The sequence below is a fragment of the Legionella yabuuchiae genome (assembly GCF_900640115.1).
In the GTDB taxonomy this organism is placed as follows: Bacteria; Pseudomonadota; Gammaproteobacteria; order Legionellales; family Legionellaceae; genus Legionella_A; species Legionella_A yabuuchiae.
Map to the genome: position 1 here is coordinate 33,856 of NZ_CAAAIW010000020.1, position 22,743 is coordinate 56,598.

Consider the following 22,743-nt stretch of genomic DNA (forward strand, 5'->3'; position numbering starts at 1 on the left):
ATGACAGATGGGGTAGTTTTTTCCCGTGAACACCATATCGGTCTTATCACCTTAACTCGTCCAAAAGCGCTCAATGCGTTGACCTTAACTATGATTTTAGCCATGCAGGAACAGTTACTTGCTTGGCAAGACGATTCTGATATTCATGCGGTCGTCGTTCGCGCAGAGCCAGGCAAGGCTTTTTGTGCGGGGGGAGACGTTCGCTGGCTGTATGAAACAGGTAAACAGGATGATCCTGAACAGATGGCGTTTTTTTGGCATGAATATCGGTTAAATCATTTTATTCATCACTTCAAAAAGCCATATATTGCGTTAATGGATGGTATTACCATGGGGGGCGGTGTCGGTATCTCACTTCATGGCTCTCATCCAGTCGCCTCAACCTCATTTTCATTTGCTATGCCTGAAACTGGAATTGGTTTTTTTCCTGATATTGGAGCCAGTCATTTATTATCGCGTTGCCCGAATCAATTTGGAACTTATCTCGCTTTAACGGGCAATCGTTTAAATGCCGCTGAAGCTTACGAACTTGGTTTGGTTCGATATGTGGTACCCGCCGAGGCAATGAAAGACTTGCTCGATGATTTAATGAAACAGGATTTATCTCAAGATACACTAGCTAAGATTGAGTCTTGTTTAAATCGCTACACTAGACCGTATTCTAGCGACATGAGTACTCTTTGCGAGTACGTTAACTCTGCATTTAATTTTAACGAAGTCGAAGACATTGTGGACTATTTAAAAAGCAAACAAGAAGATTGGTATCATGAAACATTAGCGACCTTGCAAGCCAAAGCTCCCTTGAGTTTGAAAGTGACGTTAAGACAAATGAAAAAAGCGTCCATGATGAATTTGGCTCAGTGCTTAACAATGGATTTTAATCTCGTCAATCATTTTATGCGTGGAAATGACTTTTATGAAGGCGTTCGTGCATTGCTCGTGGATAAAGATAAACAACCAAAATGGCAACCCAGTCATCTTGAGGAAGTCACAGAGCAGATGGTTTCCTCCTATTTTGAGCCCGTAGAAACATCGTTGAGTTTTGAAAAGGATGAAACATATTCACCCTAACCGCCCTATCAACGATTTTTTCTCAAAGTTTGGGCGAAAAATGTAAATGAATTTATTTGAACCTCTATGGAGAATAATGTTGTGAGTGGACAAAAGCCTAAGAAAAAACGATCATTTTCAACGACTCATAAACTGGCAGCTATCATGGTTATTGTTTTGATTTCTATAGCATTAGCTTTTTTTAATTAAAAATTAAAGACAAATTCTATTTATCTCTGCATCGTCATACTTCTGTGTAAAGATAAATGCTTAGTAATTTAAATCTTACTTGGGCTAATCTTTCTTTTTAAAGTATAATTATACCCAAGATACTACAAAATCCGACTTTTATCCGAATATCGCCTAAAATATCGCATTTTACAGTATCTTGGGTAGTATGCCTTATTCAGAATAATTTGCTTTTTGCAAGCTCAGTCCTACAGGTTATCCATGTCTGATTTTTATCACGATTATTCAAAGCGACGTACATTCGCTATTATTTCACATCCTGATGCTGGTAAAACCACCGTCACTGAAAAGCTGTTGCTATTTGGAGGGGCGATTCAATTAGCTGGCACAGTTAAGGGCCGCAAAGCATCACGGCATGCGACCTCCGATTGGATGAAAATGGAGCAAGAGCGAGGGATTTCAGTTACAACCTCAGTAATGCAGTTTGTTCATAATCATCACGTTATGAACTTACTGGATACACCAGGGCACGAAGACTTTTCTGAAGATACTTATCGTACGTTAACGGCGGTAGATTCAGCGTTGATGGTAATCGATGTGGCGAAGGGGGTTGAAGATCGAACCGTTAAGTTAATGGAAGTGTGTCGTCTTCGTGATACGCCTATCATGACCTTTATTAATAAGCTTGACCGTGAAGGGCGAGAGCCAATCGAGCTGTTAGATGAAGTCGAAACCGTATTAGGGATTCAATGCGCACCAGTGACTTGGCCTGTAGGAATGGGTAAGCGTTTTAAAGGGATTTATCACCTGTATTCCGACACCGTATTTTTATATCAGCCAGGAAAAAATGCTGAAACTCAAGAAGCATTACAAGTAAAAGGCCTTGATAATCCAGAGCTTGATCACCTATTAGGTGACGTGGCTCAAGAGTTACGTGATGAAATTGAATTGGTTAAAGGGGCATCGCATGCGTTTGATGTAGAGGCTTATTTAAGCGGCAAACTGACTCCAGTGTATTTCGGCTCGGCGATTAATAATTTTGGAATTAAAGAATTACTTGATGATTTTGCAGAGTATGCACCAGGTCCGAAAAAGCGCGAAGCTCATGAACGTGATGTTCATCCTGAAGAAACTGAATTTAGCGGTTTTGTGTTTAAAATTCAGGCTAATATGGATCCTAAACATCGAGACCGCATTGCGTTCTTACGAATTTGTTCCGGTGAATATAAAAAAGGAATGAAATTAAAGCATCTTCGCCTCGGCAAGGATGTTCAAATAGCCAATGCTTTAACGTTTATGGCTGGAGATAGAAGTCATACGGAATTTGCGTTAGCTGGCGATATTATTGGTTTGCACAATCATGGCACTATTCGTATCGGTGATACGTTCACCCAAGGAGAATCCCTGAAGTTTACAGGAATTCCAAATTTCGCGCCTGAATTATATCGTTTAGTGCGATTAAGAGATCCTTTAAAAAGCAAAGCCTTACTTAAGGGCTTGATTGAATTGTCAGAAGAGGGCGCAACGCAGATATTTAGGCCATTAAATAGCAACCAATTGATCTTGGGAGCCGTAGGGATTTTACAATTTGATGTGGTCGCTCATCGCTTAAAAGATGAGTACAAAGTGGAATGCATTTATGAACCCGTTAATATTTCCTGCGCACGATGGGTTCACTCAGATGATGAGAAAGCCATGGTCGAGTTTCGTACTAAAGCCTATGATCATCTGGCCTTAGATGGGAGTGACACGTTAACGTATTTGGCGCCGACTAGGGTTAATTTAACGATGGCCGAAGAGCGTTTCCCCAAAATACAGTTTTCAGCGACTCGTGAACATTGATGAAACTGACCCGAACCAGTCGGGTCAGTTAGACTTTTTCAGGATCTAATTTTAGCCAAGAGATGAACCAGCCGGCATGCAGCGGGCTTTTACAACTTTTTCACCTAAATTAATAAGCTCAGCTTGGGCGCCGGAGTCTGCCAAAATTGTAAATACGTCCTTATCTTTGAAGTCCATAACAATTTTTTGATTTGGTGCTAATTTTTGGCCATTAATTGAAACTGATTTTTTATTGTTTAAGATACTGATTTTTGTTGAGTCTTCCTCAGTACTTACTGTACATTCAGCAGAAATTGACCACCAGGAAATATTTGTAATGAGCTCTGGCATATTGGGTTTTAATTCATAGTTAAAGCTCATGGCGGGGGTTAAATACGTTTCGTGAGCAGACAAGGCAGGATTGCTACTCAGTAACGAAGTCATTAATAGGGCTGTTAATCCTATTTTACGAATCATAATTATCTCCTTGTAGAAAATAGCACATAAAGATACTCTTTAATTAATCTTTAAGCAATAGAAATAATTCAAGAGCACCTCAAACCCGCAGACTCTAGTTGTAGCAGAGCTTGAAATTTTAGTATATACCTGTGATCTTTCAAAATGCGAGTTTTTGGGCGCCTTTATTTTTTGACCTGTCGCACTTTAAAAGGCGAGTCATGGCTCATTCTCTTAAAATGCGGCAGGGCGAAAAAAAAGTATAAATCACGCATTTTGAACGACCACGGGTATATCCATGTTTTTTAGTATCTTTGGATAAAACGAATATTTTTTTTTATCAGGCATAAGCAGGTTCTGTAGGAGAGCTGACTTCATCCCGTGAGTGACTAACGGTTTGGTTTTGCATGTATTGATTATAATCGGATTTCATTTCTGCAAATTTAACTTCTTCTTTATAAAATCCGTGCATGCTACGTCCGGTATACACAAGCGCCGCTGTTGAAGCTACCGCAACCGATGGTGCGATTGGTAAAAGAGCGATCGTTGCCGCAAGTAACAGTAAGCCCAGAAGCATATGAAATAAATAAGCGCTTTTTATTGCTCGAAAGACAAAGGAGTATTTAACTTTATCTGGGTTCAAGCACAAAGTGGCTACATTTAGAATTGTTTCAGCTTTTAGACGTTTTGCTAGTAAACATTCAAAATTGCTGTTTTGAAAGCCATTATTAAATTCCAAAGCGATTAACCGTAATCGTCGCAATTGATCTTTAAAGAGTAAACGCTCTTGTTGATGCCCACTTTTTTTTTCTAATTCATCAATTTTATTGATGATAGCCGCTTCCATTTGACGAACGCGATTTAAAAGAGTTTTTAAAATACGATGAATTTCTTTGATGGCATTAAAATTAGGGGTGAAAGACGGCTTAGAGTCCATTATTGCGATAGGAGTCGCCCAATATAGTTGATTTTTTTCCCATTCACTATAACAATAAAGTTTTCCAGTTCGCGCTGATCGATGGGTTAATAAGTCTCCTGTGCTTACCAGACGAATGGGAGCGAGAGAAAAGCGACTATAACGAGGAAAGGCTTGTTTGGCTCTTGTTGAGGCTAATATACCACGAACTTCGGAAGAAAAAACACCATTATCCTGCAATATATCTAAAGCACGGTCTTTGCATGTATAAGAATGACTAGTGTCAGGGCCATGTTTGGTGAGGTCCATAGTAACATGGAATTTCTTTAATCTTGGCGCTCTATTTTCTTCGGCGGCTTTTGCTCTTTCTAAAATATATCGGGTATAGGCATTTTTTTTCATACCTAATTTATCTAATTCCGTATCCAGTTCTTTAATCGCCTGTTCCTCATCCGCAATGCTTTGCTCGCAAGAGGTGATGGTGTTTTGAAATACTTCTTCAGACACCGCAAAGCTAATCCCCTTTAAACCATTCTCATCTAGATATCGCATTGATTCTTTCCGTAAAACACCATGTCCATCTTGAAGATCAATACTAAACCCAGCGATACGTTTCGCTGCGCGAATTAAAGGGTTTGTTGTTGAAGAGGGTAAGCTATAATGACCAAAACAGTTCACCACTTCTATAGGACCTTTTTCGAAGGCCTGTTTCGAAAAGATCAAGCAGGCATGTCCAAAAGGATTAGCTCCCGCCTCAGTGTCCATGACACAATAAGTGATGTAGAATGAATGGCCCATTTGATTTAAATCCCGAAAAAAGAGATCTGGTACGAAAAAAGCTTCGGCGATTTTGGATTATATTTTATATTTTGGTTAAGGTCTAAAAAATATTAACCTAGTTCATCCAACGCTTTAACGACATCTTCAAGCATGTCTTTTGCGTCACCAAACAACATGTAGGTGTTATCTTTATGAAACAGTGCATTCTCCACCCCAGCATATCCCGGTGAAAGGCTGCGTTTAATAAAGAGTACATTTTTAGCGTGCTCAACATCCAACACGGGCATGCCATAAATTGGTGAGTTTGGATCCGTTTTTGCCGCTGGATTCGTAATGTCATTAGCTCCAACCACCAACGCGACATCCGTCGTCTGAAAATCGCGATTAATCTCGCTTTGTTCAAAGACTCGATCGTAAGGAATATTTGCTTCCGCTAATAATACATTCATATGTCCAGGCATACGTCCAGCAACTGGGTGAATGGCAAATCGTACCCGCTTACCTTGTGACTCCAATTCATCCACCAGTTCTTTAACCGCATGTTGAGCATGGGCAACGGCCATGCCGTATCCAGGAACAATGATCACATCTTTGGCATTACTAAGTAAAAAAGCGGCATCCTCACCATTGGCTTGTTGCACTTTTCCGCGCTCGTTGTCGATATATTCATCTTCAGCGTTTGAGCTTTTGATTCCGCCAAAAATCACGTTTAAAATTGAGCGATTCATGCCAACGCACATGATATAACTTAAAATAGCACCACTGGCCCCAACCAAGGCACCGGTAATCACCAGCAAATGATTACTTAACGTAAATCCAATACCTGCCGCGGCCCAACCTGAGTATGAGTTAAGCATTGAGATCACCACAGGCATGTCTGCACCACCAATTGGAACAATGAGCAGTACACCGATTAAAAAAGAAAGTGCGGTCATCAATACCAATATATTGAATGGCTGGTAAAGCATAAAATAAACGAGCGAACCTACTATAGCTAAAGCCAATATTAAATTGACTAGCGCTTGTCCAATATAACGTAACGGCTTACCAGACATAATGCCTTGAAGTTTTAAAAACGCGATGACAGAACCTGAGAAGGTAATCGCACCAATGATTAATCCTAAACTCATTTCGAAGAGACTTGTTTTGGCAATATTTCCAGGCTCGCCAATCCCAAATGACTCTGGCGTGAGGTAAGCACAAAACGCAACCAAAACCGCAGCCATCCCAACTAATGAATGAAATCCAGCTACCAATTGTGGAATCGCTGTCATATTAATGGTTAAGGCAATGATTGTGCCGATGACACCTCCTGCTGCAATTAAGCTGATGAGCAATACATGATGATGAATGAAAGGCATTAATAACGTTGCCGTGACGGCAAGAATCATCCCAACAATACCAAGCCAATTGCCTCTTCTAGCGGTTGCTGGACTGGCTAACCCCTTCAACGCCAGAATAAAGCATAAAGCCGCAATCAAATATAAAAACGAGATGAGGGTCATCATTTTGGTATATTCCTTTATTTTTTATACATGTTCAGCATTCGATGAGTGACCACAAAGCCACCAAATATATTTACAGCGGTAATAAAAATTCCTAATCCACCAAGGATGGTAATATGACCGAACGCTTGGCTTCCAGCGGCAATCAATGCGCCAAGAATGATAATGCTTGAGATGGCATTCGTAACGGACATTAAAGGCGTATGCAACGCAGGCGTTACCTTCCACACCACGTAGTAACCCACAAAGCAGGCCAGAACAAAAATAGTAACGATGGCGATATAGGGATTGGATAACGTGTTGATGGATTGCATTATGCAGACTCCTTAGTATAGAGGAAGGGTTCAAATTGACCATCATGGCAGAGCATACCTTGTTGAATAATCTCATCTTGAGGATTAAACGTGAGTGTATCTTGTGATAAATCAACAAGTTTTAAAAAATTAGCGACGTTGTGCGCGTATAAATCACTTGCTGTTGCTGGAATTAAACCTGCCATATTGCTATAACCAATAATGGTAACTTGATTATGTTTTATGATCTGATCGCACTCGCTGAGCTCGCAATTTCCACCACGCACTGTGGCTAAATCAACAATAACCGAACCTGATTTCATCTGTTCGACAGTGTTTGATTTAAGCAATACAGGGGCTTTTTTGTTGGGAATAAGCGCCGTACAGATGATAATGTCAGCAAGACAAGCGTAGTTGCTAATCAATTCCGCTTGTTTTAAACGATAATCATCGCTGACTTCACCGGCATAGCCTGAAGCCGTTTCCGCATCATATTCTTCGCTCACTTCAATAAATTCAGCCCCTAGACTTTCGACTTGCTCTTTGGCTGCTCGGCGAACATCAAAGGCATATACGACCGCCCCCAAGCGTTTGGCCGTAGCAATAGCCTGAAGGCCTGCCACACCGGCCCCTAAAATTAAAACTTTAGCTGGATGAATCATTCCTGCCGCAGTCATCATCATCGGGATCGCACGATGGTAGTGAGCGACCCCTTCAATGACGGCGCGATATCCTGCTAAGTTCGCCTGTGAAGAGAGGGTGTCCATGCTTTGCGCTCGTGAGATACGAGGAATTAAATTCATTGAAAAAACACTGATTCGATGCTTAAGACACCATTTGACTATACTATTTTCAGAGTTTTTATCAATTTGGCTAATTAAAAGCGATTCGGGGGGGAGATCTTTGATATCATCCACCAGCGGCTCGTCCACGGTGGCTAGAATGTTCGTATAGGACAGAATCGTTTTTCGATCAGCCATAACCTCTGCGCCAGCTAACTTATAATCATTATCATTAAAACCAGCGCGCATTCCTGCATTGCTCTCAATTAAGACTTTTAAATCTAATTTTAAAAACTGCTTAACCGAAGCAGGGGAGATGGCCACCCGTGTTTCAGAACCACCTTCATTTAATGCAGTAATATACATCTGATAAAGTCCTTTTTATCAATAGAAATTTATATCCTAGGGTAAACATAGAGTTTTTGCCAGAGATATTAATTGTCAACAAGACCTAATCTCAGGTAAAGTCACGTTTCACACAGTCCAACGTCAAGAATATGGAAATTCTCTGCTTTTATGCCGGAATGGCCGCTGCGTATTTTAAAACGATCTATCCTTTCGCGTTATTGTTCGGTTTGGTTTACTTCAGACCAACGCTAAGATATGTGTCATGGTTTGCTGCAGCTTTTTTCATTGCCCAAATTCATCAATGGCAGCAGCGGGAAATCAATATGGGAGCCACTCCCATTATACAATCCGCAGTCCTTGAAGGAGCGATTGCGTCCATTCCAGTGCATAAAAATGGCAATATTCATTTTGAAGTCTCGGTCAAGCGTTTGAATCATCAAAACGCTAGAGCAAACGTTCTTCTAAGCTGTAATAGAAAGTGTCCTGAGGTTCATGCCGGAGAATATTGGCGGTTTCATGTTAAATTAAAGCGACCAAGAAATTTAGAAAATCCGGGTGGATTTGACTATGTTCGTTTTTTAAAAGCTCGACACATCGGATGGACTGGGGTATTACTCAACGGTCATCAACGGTTGAATCAGCATCAAGATTTCTATCCGCTTCTTCATTTACGAGAGCAACTTGCCGAGCTTCTCTACAAAATTGATCCAAATGAACAGTCCGCAGGAATCACCCAAGCCCTAGCGCTGGGAGTTACTCAGCACATCCAAAGCAGTGAATGGGATTTGTTCAGGCGAACGGGAACTATTCATTTAATGGTAATCTCAGGCGCGCATATAGGGCTTATGGCCGGAATCGGATATGGGCTGGTTAAATGGATTTGGTGTCGATGTTCTAGATTATGCTTACTCATGCCCGCTCAAAAAATTGCGAGTTTGGCTGCATTGCTTACGGCCTTTATCTATTCGCTTTTAGCGGGATTTGGAGTTCCTGCCCAAAGGGCTCTGATTGTTTGTTTTTTTATGTTGCTAAGAAATTTTTGCCGGCAAAAATTCAGTGTATGGCAGGCTTGGCGATACTCATTATTGACGGTATTGTTATTTGAGCCTCATTCTGTGTTGATGCCGGGATTTTATTTATCATTCCTCGCTGTTGCCATATTACTGCTTGCAAACCAACGGTTTCATGAAACAGGGATAAAAAAAGCCATTATTCTCCAAGTAGCGTGCATGATTGGGCTGATGCCATTTACACTTTATTTGTTTTCGTATGGATCAGTCAACGGCTTAGCCGCCAACTTATTAGCGGTGCCTTGGGTTGGATTTATTATTATTCCCTTAGCATTAGGATCTATGATTTTAGGTCAGTGGATAGCTTTGCCTTGGCTGACGTCGTTGCTTAAGCTCGCTATATCAATCCTAATGATTTATCTCAATTGGATAGACTCTTTTTCCTTCTTCAATTTTAAAGCCAGTCTTACTAATCTTATCTATCCGCTTGCCTTAATCATTGGTATTGCAACGTGCGTTTTTCTTCCGGCAAAAAAACTATTGCCATTAGCCTTGCTATTAGTTCTTTTTGCCATGTTTCCTAGGTATGAATCGGTTCGACGTGGGGAGGTAAAAATTAATGTTCTGGATGTCGGACAAGGCTTATCCGTACTCATTCGCACAGCAAATCATACTGTGCTTTATGATACTGGTGTTAAACTATTTCATGGCAGCGATATGGGAAAACTGGCTATTATTCCTTATCTTGAAACCCTTGGAATTCATCGACTTGATGCGGTCATCATTAGCCATACTGATCTAGATCATCGTGGAGGATTGCCTTCATTAGAAGAAAAATACCCGATTAAACGATTAATTGTGGATGATCCAGGGCATTACCATCGCGGAATTTCCTGTGAGGATTACCCCTCCTGGACTTGGGATGGCATCGTTTTTCGTTTTTTCCCTATATCCAAGCGCTTGAAAGGTAAGAATAATCATTCGTGTGTCTTGCAGGTAAAATCAAGTAGCGGCGCTGTTTTATTAACCGGGGATATTGAAAAACCAGCTGAAGATTACTTAGTAAATCATTACGGAGCAGAACTTCGCTCTTCGGTATTATTGATACCACATCACAGCAGCAAAACCTCATCCTCAGAACCTTTTTTACGCCAAGTTTCTCCAAAATATGCTGTCTCGTCCTATGGCTTTGACAATCGGTACCATTTCCCGCATCAACAAACTGTAGAGCGCTATAAACAATTAAATATTACAGTCTTTAACACTGTGGACTGCGGTAAGATAGGAATTCATTTGAGTCATCGAGGTTTATCCAAGCCTACCTGCTATCACACCTAAATTATCGAGGGAGCGCGGCCGCAATGTTTGGGTTGCTACAGCTGTAAGTGGCCTTGCAAAGACGAACAATTTTTCTTATTGTGGGAATAATATTCTTTTATGCGTAAGCGGTTAGTTTAACTGGTTATCTGTTTGTATCGTTCTAAAGCTAGTTCTCTAGCATTACTGTGATCGACCATCGGCTCTGGATAATCCTTAATTTTTTTATCAGATTTCCAAGGGGCATGGATGATTTTAGTAGAAACATCGCGAAGCTCAGGAATCCACTGTTTGATGTATTCTCCATTTGGATCAAACTTCTCGCTCTGTAAAACCGGATTGAAAATTCTAAAAAAAGGAGCAGCATCTGCTCCTGAGCCAGCCACCCATTGCCATCCGGCAGAATTGTTTGCTAAGTCCGCATCGAGCAAGGTGTGTAAAAACCAGTCGGCTCCTTTTCGCCAATCAATCAGCAAATCCTTAGTAAGAAAAGAAGCAACAATCATACGAGCACGATTATGCATATAACCTGTTTCCCAAAGTTCACGCATTGCGGCATCAACAATGGGGTATCCGGTTTGCCCAGTTTGCCAACGGTTTAACGCTTCTTCATCTTCTTCCCATGGAAAATCATCAAATTTCGATTGGACATTTTCTTTTGGAAGTTTGGGAAAATGGTAGAGCAAATAGTATGAAAATTCTCGCCAGCCCACTTCCGCTAAAAATTTATCCACTGCTTTGTCACTTATATCCGCACTATCTTCGGCGGCTACCATTGCGCGCCAAACTTGGCGAGGCCCCAGCTCTCCAAAATGAAGGTGGGGAGATAATCTTGACGTAGCCTGTTCAGCGAGCATATCGCGCTTATCAGCGTATTGAGCCAAAGATCTCTCTATAAAATTCTCTAATTGTTGCTGAGCCCCATCTTCACCGGGTATCCAAAAATCATGAAATTTATTAGCCCAATTGGGGCTTGAAGGCAATAAATTCCATTCTGATAAATCTTCGGACTCCAAGTCAGGTGAACTTGGATGTTTTGAAATGGTTGTGACTTTGGGAACTTGAATTTCCCTGAGACATTGCTTCCAAAAAGGTGTAAATACTTTGTAAAACGTGTTCTCTTGGGTTTTGATGTTCTCAGGTTCTATTAACAAACTAGAATTATAGGATTTAACGGATACTCCTTCGTCCTTAAAAAACGCTTTAATCATCGCATCACGTTGCAACTGTAAAGGTTCATAAACTGTATTCCAATATATTTGCGTCACATGATGGGCTTTTGTCATTTCCCGCAGAATGGCTAATGAATCGCCACGCTTTAAGCAGAGTTTTAATGAATGTTGCTCTAATTTTTGTTGGAACGAACTCAGCGATTGATGCAACCACCATGTTTGCGCTTCACCTAAAATCAAAGGCGAGTTTGGATCTTGAATATAGAGCAAAATCAAACAGTCTTGTTCCTCACAAGCGTGGGATAACGCCAGGTTATCCTCAAGTCGCAAATCGTTACGAAACCAAACAATTCCAGTCATGACTCATACTCAATGGATGATGAAAAAACATAAATCAAATGCCTAAAACGAGTCTATCCTATTGCCTCATAAATAAATGTTACCGAAGCCCTGATTCATTGCGTCATAAAGAATGTTACCGAACAGGGACTGTTTTTAACTTTAAATACCTTCTACAAATATCCTAGCGGGGTAAAGGGGCCGGCAATGAGGCCCCTTTGGTTTTATACCTTCACAGCCATCGCCGTCCACCGGCTGTTCCGTATGTTATTTATAGCATATTTTTCGAGCATTTTTTTTGATATAGCACGCTGAAAATTCTATCCACCTTTTTCCTTATAGTTGCTCTTAGCTCAAAAGGGTTCAGCGCATTATACTGTTTCGTTAGCGTCTTTTTGATATCTTCTGAAATATACTCAGATCCCATTAAACGTTGATAAGGAGTTGCAGGGATGTCATGTTTTTTGATGATTTTTGCGACCACACGCTGCTTATCTATGAGTTTGGTGCTTGGTATGAAATAGATATTCATAAGGGACAGCTCGTTTTTATACAGTTCATTCATTAAATCTACCAAGTAGGGGCTACTGAAACGTTCATAGCCGAATAGCTGGCGCACATGAGTCCAGTTTTTTTGCTCTACATGGGCATTATCATCACTGTGGTATGGTCGAGAACGAGTAAATTGTACCCGTGGCTCTCCTGTTTCGGTAGAAAAATAGCGCACCAAGTGCCAGTTTAAAAACTCAGAGCCGTAGTACATTATTGAACCCTAATATATCAAATGGTAGCGCCTGTTCAATGTCTTCAATTTGCGCTACAACACCTGTGGAGCCCTTATTCCAAACAGCCCTAAGTTCAAGTCCATGTGGAGCAAATATCCGTCATTGTAAGGCTCCAGACAAAGTTGCCTGCCAAGCTTGTGCCACAATGTGCAACGGTATCAGCCTCTAAGAAACCGGGTCTATCTTCATCCCACTGCTCAGTTTTTACAGGAATTTGCTTCTTAAGTAGCTTCCCAGGCTTTGTACCACTTCGACCTTTCCCTATTTTAACTCGTATATCCGCAAGAAGTCTGTCTATGGTTGAGGTGCTCATGGACAGCAACCCAGCATAAACCTTTGGATCCAACTCACCGTAGGAACTAGCATAGTGCGGTAACCATAGTGGTAGAGCTAGTTTCAGCCGTTTCCCGCATAACTGATCGGTGTCTAGCCAAATTTGTTTAAGTGGTTTTTGATAGACACTTAAAAGATATTTCTTTGGTCTTCCACGCTTTTCTTTTACTGCGCGCCTACGTGGTTTTGATGAATTTAAAACACGTATCGCGTGGTTTTTGTGGTACCCACTAGCTTCGCAAAACTCGTCTAATATACTGCTTTTTTCTTTGCGACTGGCTTTCTTGTACCGCTTCTTAACATTATCAAGATACAGCTCCATACAGAGTTTCCCCATAATAATGCCCCTGAATTGCTTCGGTAACATTATTTATGAGGCAATGAATCAAAAATTGCCGACTTTCGGTAACATTTTTTTTGAGGCAACTCGCTATAGCATGTCTATTTGATATTAGATTTTTATATGTTATAATTTATTGCTAGTTGTGTGATTTGTTCGCATATTATAATATTGCTTACATATTATAAATTATGTTCTATCCGGAGATTTTATGTTTAGATCGTATGACAAGGTAACTCAAGAAATTAAAGAAATGTATCATCCTGAATTAATTGAAATTATAGATAGTCATAAGGTTCCCCCGAGTATATATCTAAGGTCATCGGGATTTTGGGAGCGGATAGAGCCGGTGTTTTATGCTTTGTCTAATAATGGTTTGGCTATTTATAGTTGTGACGGAAATAAAGTAGGACCATATAAAGCGGCATTGCGATTAATGCAATCATGTACAAGATACATTGATAGATCTGGTGCTCCAACTGCACTCGGCCTAGCTATACATAAATATATCAATCGACGACTTGAAGAAATGAAAAGCGAAGATTTGTCTGAAAGCGAAGCTTCGCTACGTGGGGCGCTTTTAGGAATTCCCTCCGATTCTGTTAGTTCCTCTTCAATACAACCAAAATAGTCGAGGGTAGGCTTTTGTTTGGCGATTAGTAATCAATTCAGGGCGATCGCGCTTAATTAATTCCTAACATTTTCAATAGATATTTATTATCCCATCCTGCTTTAAGTCGTTTAGTTTTTACGCCAACTTTGGATGACTTCTCAGGGCAAGATCATCTAAATCATGGTGACGCCATGATTTAGATGATCTTGCCCTGCTATCGCCTCGAGAGTTTGACACAAATATAGTCATAATGTATGCTCTCTGCAACGAATACATTGGATCTTTAATATATGTCTCGAATGTTTTTGTTGTTGATTTGTATCGGTTCATTTATCGGCAACATCCAAGCGTCTACTCCAAATTTGGAAACGTGCTACCCTGATTCTTGTGTTGCAGTGGTTGATGCTGGAAGTACAGGAACTAGACTACACGTCTATTCATTTGAGCGCAATCAAAGTCAATTACCAATCAATATTAAAGAAGTCTGGTCTAAACAGATTAGACCAGGCTTTGCGACCTTAGAGCCTAGCCAAGATACTGTTAATGCTTATTTGAACATTTTATTTTCCGATGCTTTAGCCACGAATATCCCCGTTTATTTTTATGCTACAGCCGGCATGCGTTTGCTTTCCGGTCCTAAACAAGCCAGTTATTACAACGCGCTAAGACAATGGTTTAAACATCATTCCCAGTGGAAATTAATCGATTCAAAAACAATAAGTGGGCGAGAGGAAGGTTTATTTGGCTGGCTATCGGTTAATTATCAGCTCAAGGTACTCGATCAGGATAAACCAGAAAATTATGCTGGCGTGATGGACATGGGCGGGGCATCCGTTCAGATTGTGTTCCCAGTAAAGCATACGGAAAACATTAATCCAGAAGATATTGTTGAAGTGGATGTGTACGGAAAGAAAATTAAGCTCTACGCTCATAGTTTCTTAGGCCTAGGCCAAACTGTTTTCGCTTATCAATTCCTAGACGAAAGAAGCTGTTTTGCCAACAATTACCAACTTCCAAGTGGAGTAACCGGTCAAGGTGATAGCCAAACGTGTCAGGCGGGTGTTTCTAAGTTGATTAATCTCGTTCATGAAGTCAATGGAAAAGTTCAACCCGTTCTCGCTGAGAAACAATCCGAAAAATGGTATGTATTAGGCGGAATAAAATATCTCTTAGAAGACAAACCCTTCCATTTTGAAGAAGATCATTTCACCAGTGAACAATTACTGGAGCAAGGTAATAATGAGGTGTGTAATAAATCCTGGGAAGAATTAACAACCGAAAACCCAAATCACGAGACGCTCTACAATTACTGCTTACTGCCGTCTTATTATTACGCATTAATCGTTAATGGCTATGGACTTAACGCGGAACAACCCATATATATGCTTCCCGGGCAAAACAGCGCTGATTGGACCCTGGGCGTAGTCTTGCATCAACACTAAACATAAGTATATACTTCACCCACCGCTGCCGTTGTAGCTCAGTTGGTAGAGCAATTGATTCGTAATCAATAGGTCGGAGGTTCGACTCCTCTCAACGGCACCAGTAGAATCATGGGCTGTAGCGCTTTCTAATAAATTCTGACACTATATAAAAAAGGTTTGATGGGTACTTTAGTGGGTACTTTTTACAATTCCATGTTTTTGATTTTGTCTGATATTGATTGATACTTAATGATAAATGCAATGGATAAACAATATTGGCAGCAACGATGGCAATGTAATGAAATTGGATTTAACCAATCACAACCTAATCCTTTAATGCAGCGCTATTTTCCTAAGTTGGATCTCAAACCCGGTGATCGGGTTTTTGTGCCGTTATGTGGTAAAAGTATTGATATGCTCTGGCTTGCAGGACAAGGTTATAAGGTTATTGGCATTGAGCTTAGCTCTGTCGCTTGTAAAGCATTTTTTAAAGAAAACAAAATCCGGGCTAAAATCACACACTCTGATGATTTTGTTATTTACTCAAGTGATGTGATAACGCTTATCTCAGGCGATTTTTTTAAACTTGATCAATCTATGCTTGGCAAAATTGATGCGGTTTATGATAGAGCGGCTCTTATTGCTTTGCCGGCAGAATTTCGACGCTTGTATTCGGCGCATTTAGCGCAGTTACTTGAGACAGAAACAAAGTTATTGTTAATAACAACCTCTTACGATCAAGCAGAAATGCAAGGCCCTCCATTTTCAATAGACGAGCATGAGGTAAAAGCACTTTTTAGCCAGCACTTTAATATCGAACAGCTATACAGCAAACCGTTTAGTGAAATTCCCGCTCATTTGCATGCTAAAGGTTTATTACAGGCAACAGAGCAAGTTTATTCCTTAGTAAAAAAAAGCCCCAATGAAGGGGCTTAATAACATGCAAAGACATGAACACTTCCATCCACATGCACCGAACAATACTCGCGTTATAAGATGCAAGATACAAATCAAAATGGAATCACCCAACAAGTCCTATTTATTACCGATCTGGAAAAAATTATTGGCCGTAATCGACTAACATTAAGACGCTGGTGGCTGGAGGGTAAATTTCCTCTACCTGTAAAGTTGAATGGTACAACGCTGGTTTGGCATACAGTCATAATAAGTGGTTGGATTGATCAAAATATTAAATGATTAAAAAAATTGAGTAACCATTGTGTTTTAAAGGGCGATGCTTATACAGCGTGCCTCCGGCACGTTTATCACGCCAGACAAATTGGTAGATGGTTTCATGGCTTATCGCCTTGCCTTCAAGCTTTAATCGGCCTGAAATTTGATCGGGACTCCAGTCTTTAAGGAGATTTTTCCTGATGGTGTTCAGCATCTCTTCCGTTAGCTTTTTGGGTGCCTTGCTGGCGTCACTGCGGCGTGACTTTGCTTTCTCATCAGCTTGTTTAAAGCGATAACCACGCCCGCCTGTACTACGGGAGATTTCCCGACTAATTGTTGATTTATCGCGACCAACTGCCAAGGCAATTTTTCCCAGTGATTGCCCCATTGATTTTAGCGCATAAATCTGACACCTTATGTCTCGAGTCACGTGATGGTAACCTGTTGCCATGATAATCTCCTTTGGTTTGCACCTTCGAGACTATCAACTTCACGTGGCTCACTCTAGTTCATGTTCATTCTATAACCGCTGTTGCACTTCGCGGTTTAAAGGGCGAAAATAAAAAGCTACACTTTCATTTTAAACAGGATATATTCATGAAACGGAACTTCAAGTCACTCATACCGGCATTGTTGGCTTTGTCTGCAACAACTACGCATGCGATTCACCTACCTCCGGGGCAATTTAACCTCTCGTTGGGTGGTGCTTATGCCAATCAAGGGCAAGAGCAGCTCATCAACATTCGAAATACGTTTGGTAATGTTCATACCGTCAATCAACAAAATGACACTGTAGTTCTTGCGGGCGCGGGTTATTTGTTTGATGCATTGGCCAAACAATTCATTGATGTATCCTTAGGAGCTAGCGTATATTATTTAAGTCCTGCCAAAGTTCAAGGCGTTATTTTTCTTGAAAGGACATTTCCCAATTTAGCCTATCAATATAAAACCACCAATGTACCAGTTTATGTACATGCCAAAGGCGTTTGGAAAGGACAAGAAGAGCATGTTTCTTTGGTGGTTGATGCCGGCGTGGGGCCTAATTTTATCAAAACACATGATTATCATGAACGCTCCATCGACGGTGGGGTAACCCTCCCGAATCAAGCTTTTCGGGGCGAGACAGAAGTTAAATTAAGCGCTATGGCAGGCATAGGGTTTCGGCTTAATCAGGTGTGGAAAGATAAGTCTCTTGAAGTGGGATATAAATATTTTTATTTAAATGAAGGCAAGCTTAATCCAAGACCGCAGGTTTTAAATCATTTAAAAACTTCAAATACTTATGCACATGCGCTTACTCTAACCCTCATTGCCTAGTAAGGATAAAAGGACATGAAAAAAAACCTATTTTTGAGTTTGTTACTTCTCTCTTCTGTAAGTTTTGCGGCAAATACAGCCGGATTGCTTTTTGATGTCACAGCGACTAAGCCGAACTTAACCATCCGACCGAATGTTAATTTCTATTATCCCAGTGCCGGCATTCAAATTACCTCCCCAGGTTTTATTCTACAAAACCCAGGCCAACAAACCTGCACCCCATCATCCAGTGGGTTTTGTCTTTTTGCAGTTAGCCCCTCGCAACCAAAAACATTTAACGTGACAGGTGATGGACAATTAACCTATAGGCTTTGCACTAATGGTGATGCGCCTCTTAATTGTCAGAATTATGCAGCGGATTTTTCAGGTGGGCCGACACCACCTACACCACCTCCTTTAAGGAAATCGTACGTAATAGATCCTGCTAGAGACACGCTATATACCTGTGACATCAATGCCAGTGGGGTGGCGACAAGTTGTAGTAATGCGGGCTTTACGGGAGCAACGCCTGCTTTTGTAGCACCTGAGGATATCGCTTTTAATGCCGGCAACAATAAAATTTATGTAACAGATCGTGGTAATGACACGCTATATACCTGCGACATCAATGCCAGTGGAGTGGCGACAAATTGTAGTAATGCGGGCTTTACGGGGGGAGCAACGCCTGCTTTTTCTTTTCCCGCTGGTGTCGCTTTTAATGCTGTCAACAATAAAGCTTATGTAACAGATATTGACAACGACACACTATATACCTGTGACATCAATGCCAGTGGGGTGGCGACAAGTTGTAGTAATGCGGGCTTTACAGGTGGAGCAACACCTGCTTTTGTAGATCCCTTTGATATCGCTTTTAATGCCGTCAACAATAAAGTTTATGTAACAGATCGTGGTAATGACACGCTATATACCTGCGACATCAATGCCAGTGGGGTGGCGACAAGTTGTAGTAATGTAGGCTTTACAGGTGGAGCAACGCCTGCTTTTGTAGAGCCCTTTGGTGTCGCTTTTAATGCCGTCAACAATAAAGTTTATGTAACAGATCGTATCAGAGGCACGCTATATACCTGCGAAATTAATGCCGGTGGGGTGGCGACAAGTTGTAGTAATGCGGGCTTTACGGGTGGAGCAACGCCTGCTTTTGGAGAGCCCCATGATATCGCTTTTAATGCCGTCAACAATAAAATTTATATAACTGATAGTACCATAGATACGCTATATACCTGCGATATCAATGCCAGTGGGGTGGCGACAAGTTGTAGTAATGTGGGATTTACGGGAGCAATGCCTGCTTTTATTTTTCCCCTTGGTGTCGCTTTTTCTGGCTAGAAGATGTAGACTTGGAAAAAATGGGTCATTAACCTATTATTAAAACAAATAGATTGCTTTATGCGCACTATAAACGTTAGGAAAATAGTGCGCTAAAAATTTACCCCAAATGGAATAAGCTCCAATGCTTCATCAACAAATGTTAAATAAATGGGGTAGAGCCCAAAAATAGGGCATTTAATTTCTAGGATACCCTCATAATTGAGCAATATTTATATTTAAAATAAAAAAGCCCCAAGAAGGGGGCTTAGTAACAAACAAAAACATGAACACTTCCATCCACATACACCGAACAATACTCGCTAATAAATAAATCGCGGGCAAAGGCCTGATAATTAAAATAACAGGCTAAATTCTCGGGCAGTAGGTTACTGTAGCATTCATCAATAATGTGTTCGGCAAAATCAATTTCAGAATCATAAGCGCCATGATATTCATCTTCTATCATTTTTTGAGCTTCATCAAAGCCAAAATCTGCAATGAGTTCCTGACCCAGCTCACCATGCTCTTTGATAAATTCAGCGTATGTGACGACGGTTTCAATGTCTTCATATTCACTGAGGTTTATTTTACCAAAGCCTTCATAATCGTGTATTGCCCATTCTTCAGCGTCTTCAATGGAACCATCAGATAGCATTTCCTGGATTTCAGCATAGAGTTCACTAACACTAAGCTCAGCTGAAATCCAGCGTCCATGAAGAATGCCATTGTTATAAGATGCTAAACAAGCAACGTAGATTTGAGGGGTATCCATAGGGTTTCTCCTTAAATTGATGGAGCAAACCCCGATGGGAGCATGCTCCCTTGATGGGTATGATTAAAACGGTACGTCTTCTGATTCATCCTGCAAAACCTCCCGCATCTTAGTCAGTTGGCTTTCAGCGGTGTTACAGGAAGTCTCATCAGCTGATTTTGAATGGCCTATAAGCTGAATATTATTAACCACAATACTGAGGCTTTGGCGGGTATTGCCATCACCATCCGTCCATTGGTTGGAACGCAGTTTACCTTCAACATAAACTTGCGAGCCTTTCTTTAAATAGTCAGCAATTTTGGTTAACTTGCCAAACATCACCAACTGATGCCACTCAACTCTGCTTTTCCATTCCTCATTTTGTTTAAATGACTCATTGGTAGCCAGAGTAGCTGTGACAAAATACTGACCGTCTTTGCCGGCAATGGTTTTTGGATCAGCACCTAAGTTGCCAATTAAAGTCACGCGATTTAAAGATGCAGTCATTTAAAGTTCTCCTGTTATTGATTAGTAAGCCGTATAACAGAAAAACATCCGCATAAGGCAGGTAGTTTTCTGTTATGCGGAAATGGCTGGCGCTTAATTACTTTTTAAGCAACTTTTCATTGAGAGCAAAGCTTTACAAACGATATAAGGGCTTTCAGCTTTTGCAAACTTAATTCTGCTTGTTGAATATCATGTGGTGATATTTGCAATCGGTAATCTTGCAGATTATTCACAGAACAACTCAATTCAAACAGAATATGATCAATCTCATTTTGTATAGATGTTGATGTTTGCATGGTAGATTCCTTATAAAATAAAGAGGATTGGCCCCAGGAGGGACGATTAATCTCCCATTGGGTTATGCAATAAAAACAATCACCGACACATCGATTGATTTGCCAGATTATTAAAGATGATATGCTTAAGCATTCCGTCGGCGTAAAGCCGTAAGACGTGTCCTGAATTCCCGACTAAACGTTCCGCCACAAATTAGGGAAGGGAGATGGCGTTATCACAAGACCTTAAGGTTTCGTCAGAGTTTCACTGACTCATCAGTTGTGTTCTTTACTATGTAACCATAATAAAGCAAAAAATCAATGACTTAAATGATGGAGTAACTAAATGAACCTGATTGATATCAAAAAATATTTTCCTGTTTGAAATCATTTTTATGAATACGGTATAAAACGTGACGAGATAGAGGGTGATCCTCAGCTAATTTAGGATGAAGAAAATCATTTTTTGCATCTCTCATCATTCCAATTCGTTTCATAACGCGCTGTGAGCGAATGTTTTCGGGAACGGTGAAAGAAACAATTTCGTTTAAATGAATTTGATTAAAGCCAAAATTAAGAGCTGCAATTGCGGCTTCCGTAGCATAACCTTTTCCCCAATATTTTGATCCTAATCGCCAGCCTATTTCTACAGCAGGAGCAAAGGGAAACGGGTGATCGGTAAAGTTCAACCCAACAAAACCAATTAACTCAGAACTTTCTTTAATTTCAACAGCCCAAAGCATGAAGCCACGTTCTTGAAACTGTTTATTTTGCTTTTCCATGAATGATTTGACAGCATCATGGCTCATTGCTCCTGGCAGAAACTCGAGTACTTTCGGCTCTTGATTGATTTGATAAAAAACTTCGATATCAGAGTGTTTCCATGAGCGAAGGTTTAATCTTGCGGTCGTGATGTTATTCATTGGAAATAAAGAGTTTAAAAAAATCTGAGTTTATTCCTATGTGATAAAATGCTCAAGTTACTTATTCTGCCCAAGCAAATCCTGCCAGGCTTCAACAATCATCACCATGGCGAGGGTATCCAGTTCACAATATTTTAGAAGTGCTTTTCTTAGTTCGGCTCGCTCAACATCACTCATATAGGTGCACTGCAGTTTGGCATAGGCAATGGCTGCAGCGCCTCCTTCTTTAAGTTCGTCATCGTCAAATAACCATTCGACTTCTTCATTGGATGCTTCTTTATTAATGGGATCAAGCAGCGATTAAGGATCTTTGATGCTCCCTTTCTCAAATAAGAGATTTATTGTCCATGGTATTGATTGCTAAGCATGAGATCAGTATGTTAGCCACCTAATAAATCAAACCTTTTTGAAGGATCGAATTATGAAATCCAGAATATTATTTTTACTTTTTTGTTTACCAAATTATACTTTTGCATCATGCAATGGTAATCCCCCCATTTTTAACTGGCGTCAAAAGTAGAAACCTAGGCCACTAGAGCCAATTTTCTTTTGGGTGGAATTCCTCCTAAAATTTAACATCAATGAACATGTGGCGAGACCAATAGTGTCAGTGGGAGCGAGGACGATGGTTATTATTGCAGCAACTATAGCGAGCATACCGCAGGCTGCGGCCACTGCAGCCAATACCTCAGACTTCTTCCTAATGGTTTCTTCGGAAAATTTTTCAAGCTCACAAATTGAATCAAATTGAGCGACTTGATCTCCTTTTGGATCTATAGTGGTGATCGCATGCGTTACTATTTTGTCTAAAATCTGGCAATCTTTTAAGGCGCCGATTCAAAAGTGAACTGCAACAAAGTTGCTAAAGTGATAGCGGTCTAAAATTGATCCCAAGGTTAATTTTCAAAGTATATACCCATCGGAAATCAAAATCCGAAAAAAAATATTGAAATCATGGATCTAGTATGATCAAATGCGCACATGAAGAGAAAATTAGAAGCAACTGAGCGCGAAAA

At 40.5% G+C, this 22,743-nt stretch carries 22 protein-coding genes and 1 tRNA gene; 10 read left to right on the forward strand and 13 right to left on the reverse strand.

Annotation, left to right across the window (positions count from 1 at the left end; all coding sequences use genetic code 11):
- The gene (locus E1O47_RS08425; RefSeq protein WP_133130816.1) at positions 1-1,071 is read left to right on the forward strand and encodes an enoyl-CoA hydratase/isomerase family protein; all 1,071 of its coding nucleotides are present in this window, start codon (positions 1-3) and stop codon (positions 1,069-1,071) included.
- Between the two features lie 429 nt (positions 1,072-1,500).
- The gene (locus E1O47_RS08430) at positions 1,501-3,081 is read left to right on the forward strand and encodes a peptide chain release factor 3 (RefSeq protein WP_133130817.1); all 1,581 of its coding nucleotides are present in this window, start codon (positions 1,501-1,503) and stop codon (positions 3,079-3,081) included.
- 51 nt (positions 3,082-3,132) lie between these two features.
- Here E1O47_RS08430 and E1O47_RS08435 read toward each other — a convergent pair whose 3' ends face one another.
- From E1O47_RS08435 to E1O47_RS08455, 5 genes are all read right to left on the reverse strand, one after another.
- A complete protein-coding gene (locus tag E1O47_RS08435) occupies positions 3,133-3,537 on the reverse strand; it encodes a hypothetical protein (RefSeq protein ID WP_133130818.1) in 405 nt (134 codons plus the stop codon).
- Positions 3,538-3,856: 319 nt separating this feature from the next.
- Positions 3,857-5,230 (reverse strand): hypothetical protein, encoded by a 1,374-nt coding sequence (locus E1O47_RS08440; protein WP_133130819.1) that lies wholly within the window; start codon positions 5,228-5,230, stop codon positions 3,857-3,859.
- Positions 5,231-5,322: 92 nt separating this feature from the next.
- Entirely contained in the window at positions 5,323-6,720 is a 1,398-nt protein-coding gene (locus tag E1O47_RS08445; protein ID WP_133130820.1) for an NAD(P)(+) transhydrogenase (Re/Si-specific) subunit beta, read from the reverse strand.
- A gap of 14 nt (positions 6,721-6,734) precedes the next feature.
- Positions 6,735-7,031, reverse strand: a complete 297-nt coding sequence (locus E1O47_RS08450) for a proton-translocating transhydrogenase family protein (protein ID WP_133130821.1) — start codon at positions 7,029-7,031, stop codon at positions 6,735-6,737.
- Positions 7,031-8,158 (reverse strand): Re/Si-specific NAD(P)(+) transhydrogenase subunit alpha, encoded by a 1,128-nt coding sequence (locus tag E1O47_RS08455; protein WP_133130822.1) that lies wholly within the window; start codon positions 8,156-8,158, stop codon positions 7,031-7,033. Before E1O47_RS08455 ends, E1O47_RS08450 begins: the two co-directional genes overlap by 1 nt.
- A 131-nt stretch (positions 8,159-8,289) precedes the next feature.
- Here E1O47_RS08455 and E1O47_RS08460 point away from each other — a divergent pair, with 131 nt between their 5' ends.
- Entirely contained in the window at positions 8,290-10,488 is a 2,199-nt protein-coding gene (locus E1O47_RS08460; RefSeq protein ID WP_133130823.1) for a DNA internalization-related competence protein ComEC/Rec2, read from the forward strand.
- Positions 10,489-10,604: 116 nt separating this feature from the next.
- On the opposite strand, the gene E1O47_RS08465 is transcribed toward E1O47_RS08460, so the two are convergent.
- From E1O47_RS08465 to E1O47_RS12430, 3 genes are all read right to left on the reverse strand, one after another.
- Positions 10,605-11,999 carry a cryptochrome/photolyase family protein gene (locus tag E1O47_RS08465; RefSeq protein WP_133130824.1) on the reverse strand — a complete coding sequence of 465 codons (1,395 nt, stop codon included), beginning with the start codon at positions 11,997-11,999 and terminating at the stop codon, positions 10,605-10,607.
- A gap of 250 nt (positions 12,000-12,249) precedes the next feature.
- Positions 12,250-12,741: a hypothetical protein gene (locus tag E1O47_RS12425; RefSeq protein WP_133130825.1), complete on the reverse strand. Its 492-nt coding sequence runs from the start codon at positions 12,739-12,741 to the stop codon at positions 12,250-12,252.
- 95 nt (positions 12,742-12,836) lie between these two features.
- Positions 12,837-13,433: a hypothetical protein gene (locus tag E1O47_RS12430; RefSeq protein WP_207384310.1), complete on the reverse strand. Its 597-nt coding sequence runs from the start codon at positions 13,431-13,433 to the stop codon at positions 12,837-12,839.
- Between the two features lie 214 nt (positions 13,434-13,647).
- Between E1O47_RS12430 and E1O47_RS08480 the strand changes: the two genes are divergently transcribed.
- The 5 genes from E1O47_RS08480 (at position 13,648) to E1O47_RS08500 (ending at position 16,670) form a co-directional block, all read left to right on the forward strand.
- Entirely contained in the window at positions 13,648-14,067 is a 420-nt protein-coding gene (locus tag E1O47_RS08480; protein ID WP_133130827.1) for a hypothetical protein, read from the forward strand.
- 272 nt (positions 14,068-14,339) lie between these two features.
- On the forward strand, positions 14,340-15,491 hold the full coding sequence (locus tag E1O47_RS08485; protein ID WP_242602079.1) for an acetate and sugar kinases/Hsc70/actin family protein: 1,152 nt from the start codon (positions 14,340-14,342) through the stop codon (positions 15,489-15,491).
- Positions 15,492-15,518: 27 nt separating this feature from the next.
- Positions 15,519-15,594, forward strand: a tRNA-Thr gene (locus E1O47_RS08490).
- A 140-nt stretch (positions 15,595-15,734) separates the two neighbouring features.
- A complete protein-coding gene (tmpT, locus tag E1O47_RS08495) occupies positions 15,735-16,409 on the forward strand; it encodes a thiopurine S-methyltransferase (protein ID WP_165475085.1) in 675 nt (224 codons plus the stop codon).
- A gap of 60 nt (positions 16,410-16,469) precedes the next feature.
- Positions 16,470-16,670 carry a helix-turn-helix transcriptional regulator gene (locus E1O47_RS08500; protein WP_133130829.1) on the forward strand — a complete coding sequence of 67 codons (201 nt, stop codon included), beginning with the start codon at positions 16,470-16,472 and terminating at the stop codon, positions 16,668-16,670.
- Here the strand turns inward: E1O47_RS08500 and E1O47_RS08505 are convergent.
- Positions 16,663-17,097, reverse strand: a complete 435-nt coding sequence (locus tag E1O47_RS08505; protein ID WP_133130830.1) for a helix-turn-helix domain-containing protein — start codon at positions 17,095-17,097, stop codon at positions 16,663-16,665. The two genes, E1O47_RS08500 and E1O47_RS08505, sit on opposite strands and share 8 nt — an antisense overlap.
- A gap of 146 nt (positions 17,098-17,243) precedes the next feature.
- Between E1O47_RS08505 and E1O47_RS08510 the strand changes: the two genes are divergently transcribed.
- Together E1O47_RS08510 and E1O47_RS08515 are read left to right on the forward strand one after the other, a co-directional pair.
- Positions 17,244-17,963, forward strand: coding sequence for a hypothetical protein (locus tag E1O47_RS08510; RefSeq protein ID WP_133130831.1), 720 nt, complete (start codon positions 17,244-17,246; stop codon positions 17,961-17,963).
- A gap of 15 nt (positions 17,964-17,978) precedes the next feature.
- A complete protein-coding gene (locus E1O47_RS08515; protein ID WP_133130832.1) occupies positions 17,979-19,289 on the forward strand; it encodes an NHL repeat-containing protein in 1,311 nt (436 codons plus the stop codon).
- Positions 19,290-19,536: 247 nt separating this feature from the next.
- On the opposite strand, the gene E1O47_RS08520 is transcribed toward E1O47_RS08515, so the two are convergent.
- From E1O47_RS08520 to E1O47_RS08535, 4 genes are all read right to left on the reverse strand, one after another.
- Positions 19,537-20,043: an antirestriction protein ArdA gene (locus E1O47_RS08520; RefSeq protein ID WP_133130833.1), complete on the reverse strand. Its 507-nt coding sequence runs from the start codon at positions 20,041-20,043 to the stop codon at positions 19,537-19,539.
- Positions 20,044-20,106: 63 nt separating this feature from the next.
- Complete coding sequence (locus E1O47_RS08525; RefSeq protein WP_133130834.1) at positions 20,107-20,529, reverse strand: single-stranded DNA-binding protein; 423 nt, start codon at positions 20,527-20,529, stop codon at positions 20,107-20,109.
- A gap of 116 nt (positions 20,530-20,645) precedes the next feature.
- A complete protein-coding gene (locus E1O47_RS08530) occupies positions 20,646-20,825 on the reverse strand; it encodes a hypothetical protein (RefSeq protein ID WP_133130835.1) in 180 nt (59 codons plus the stop codon).
- Between the two features lie 341 nt (positions 20,826-21,166).
- Complete coding sequence (locus E1O47_RS08535; protein ID WP_133130836.1) at positions 21,167-21,727, reverse strand: GNAT family N-acetyltransferase; 561 nt, start codon at positions 21,725-21,727, stop codon at positions 21,167-21,169.
- Positions 21,728-22,743: the final 1,016 nt, after the last annotated feature.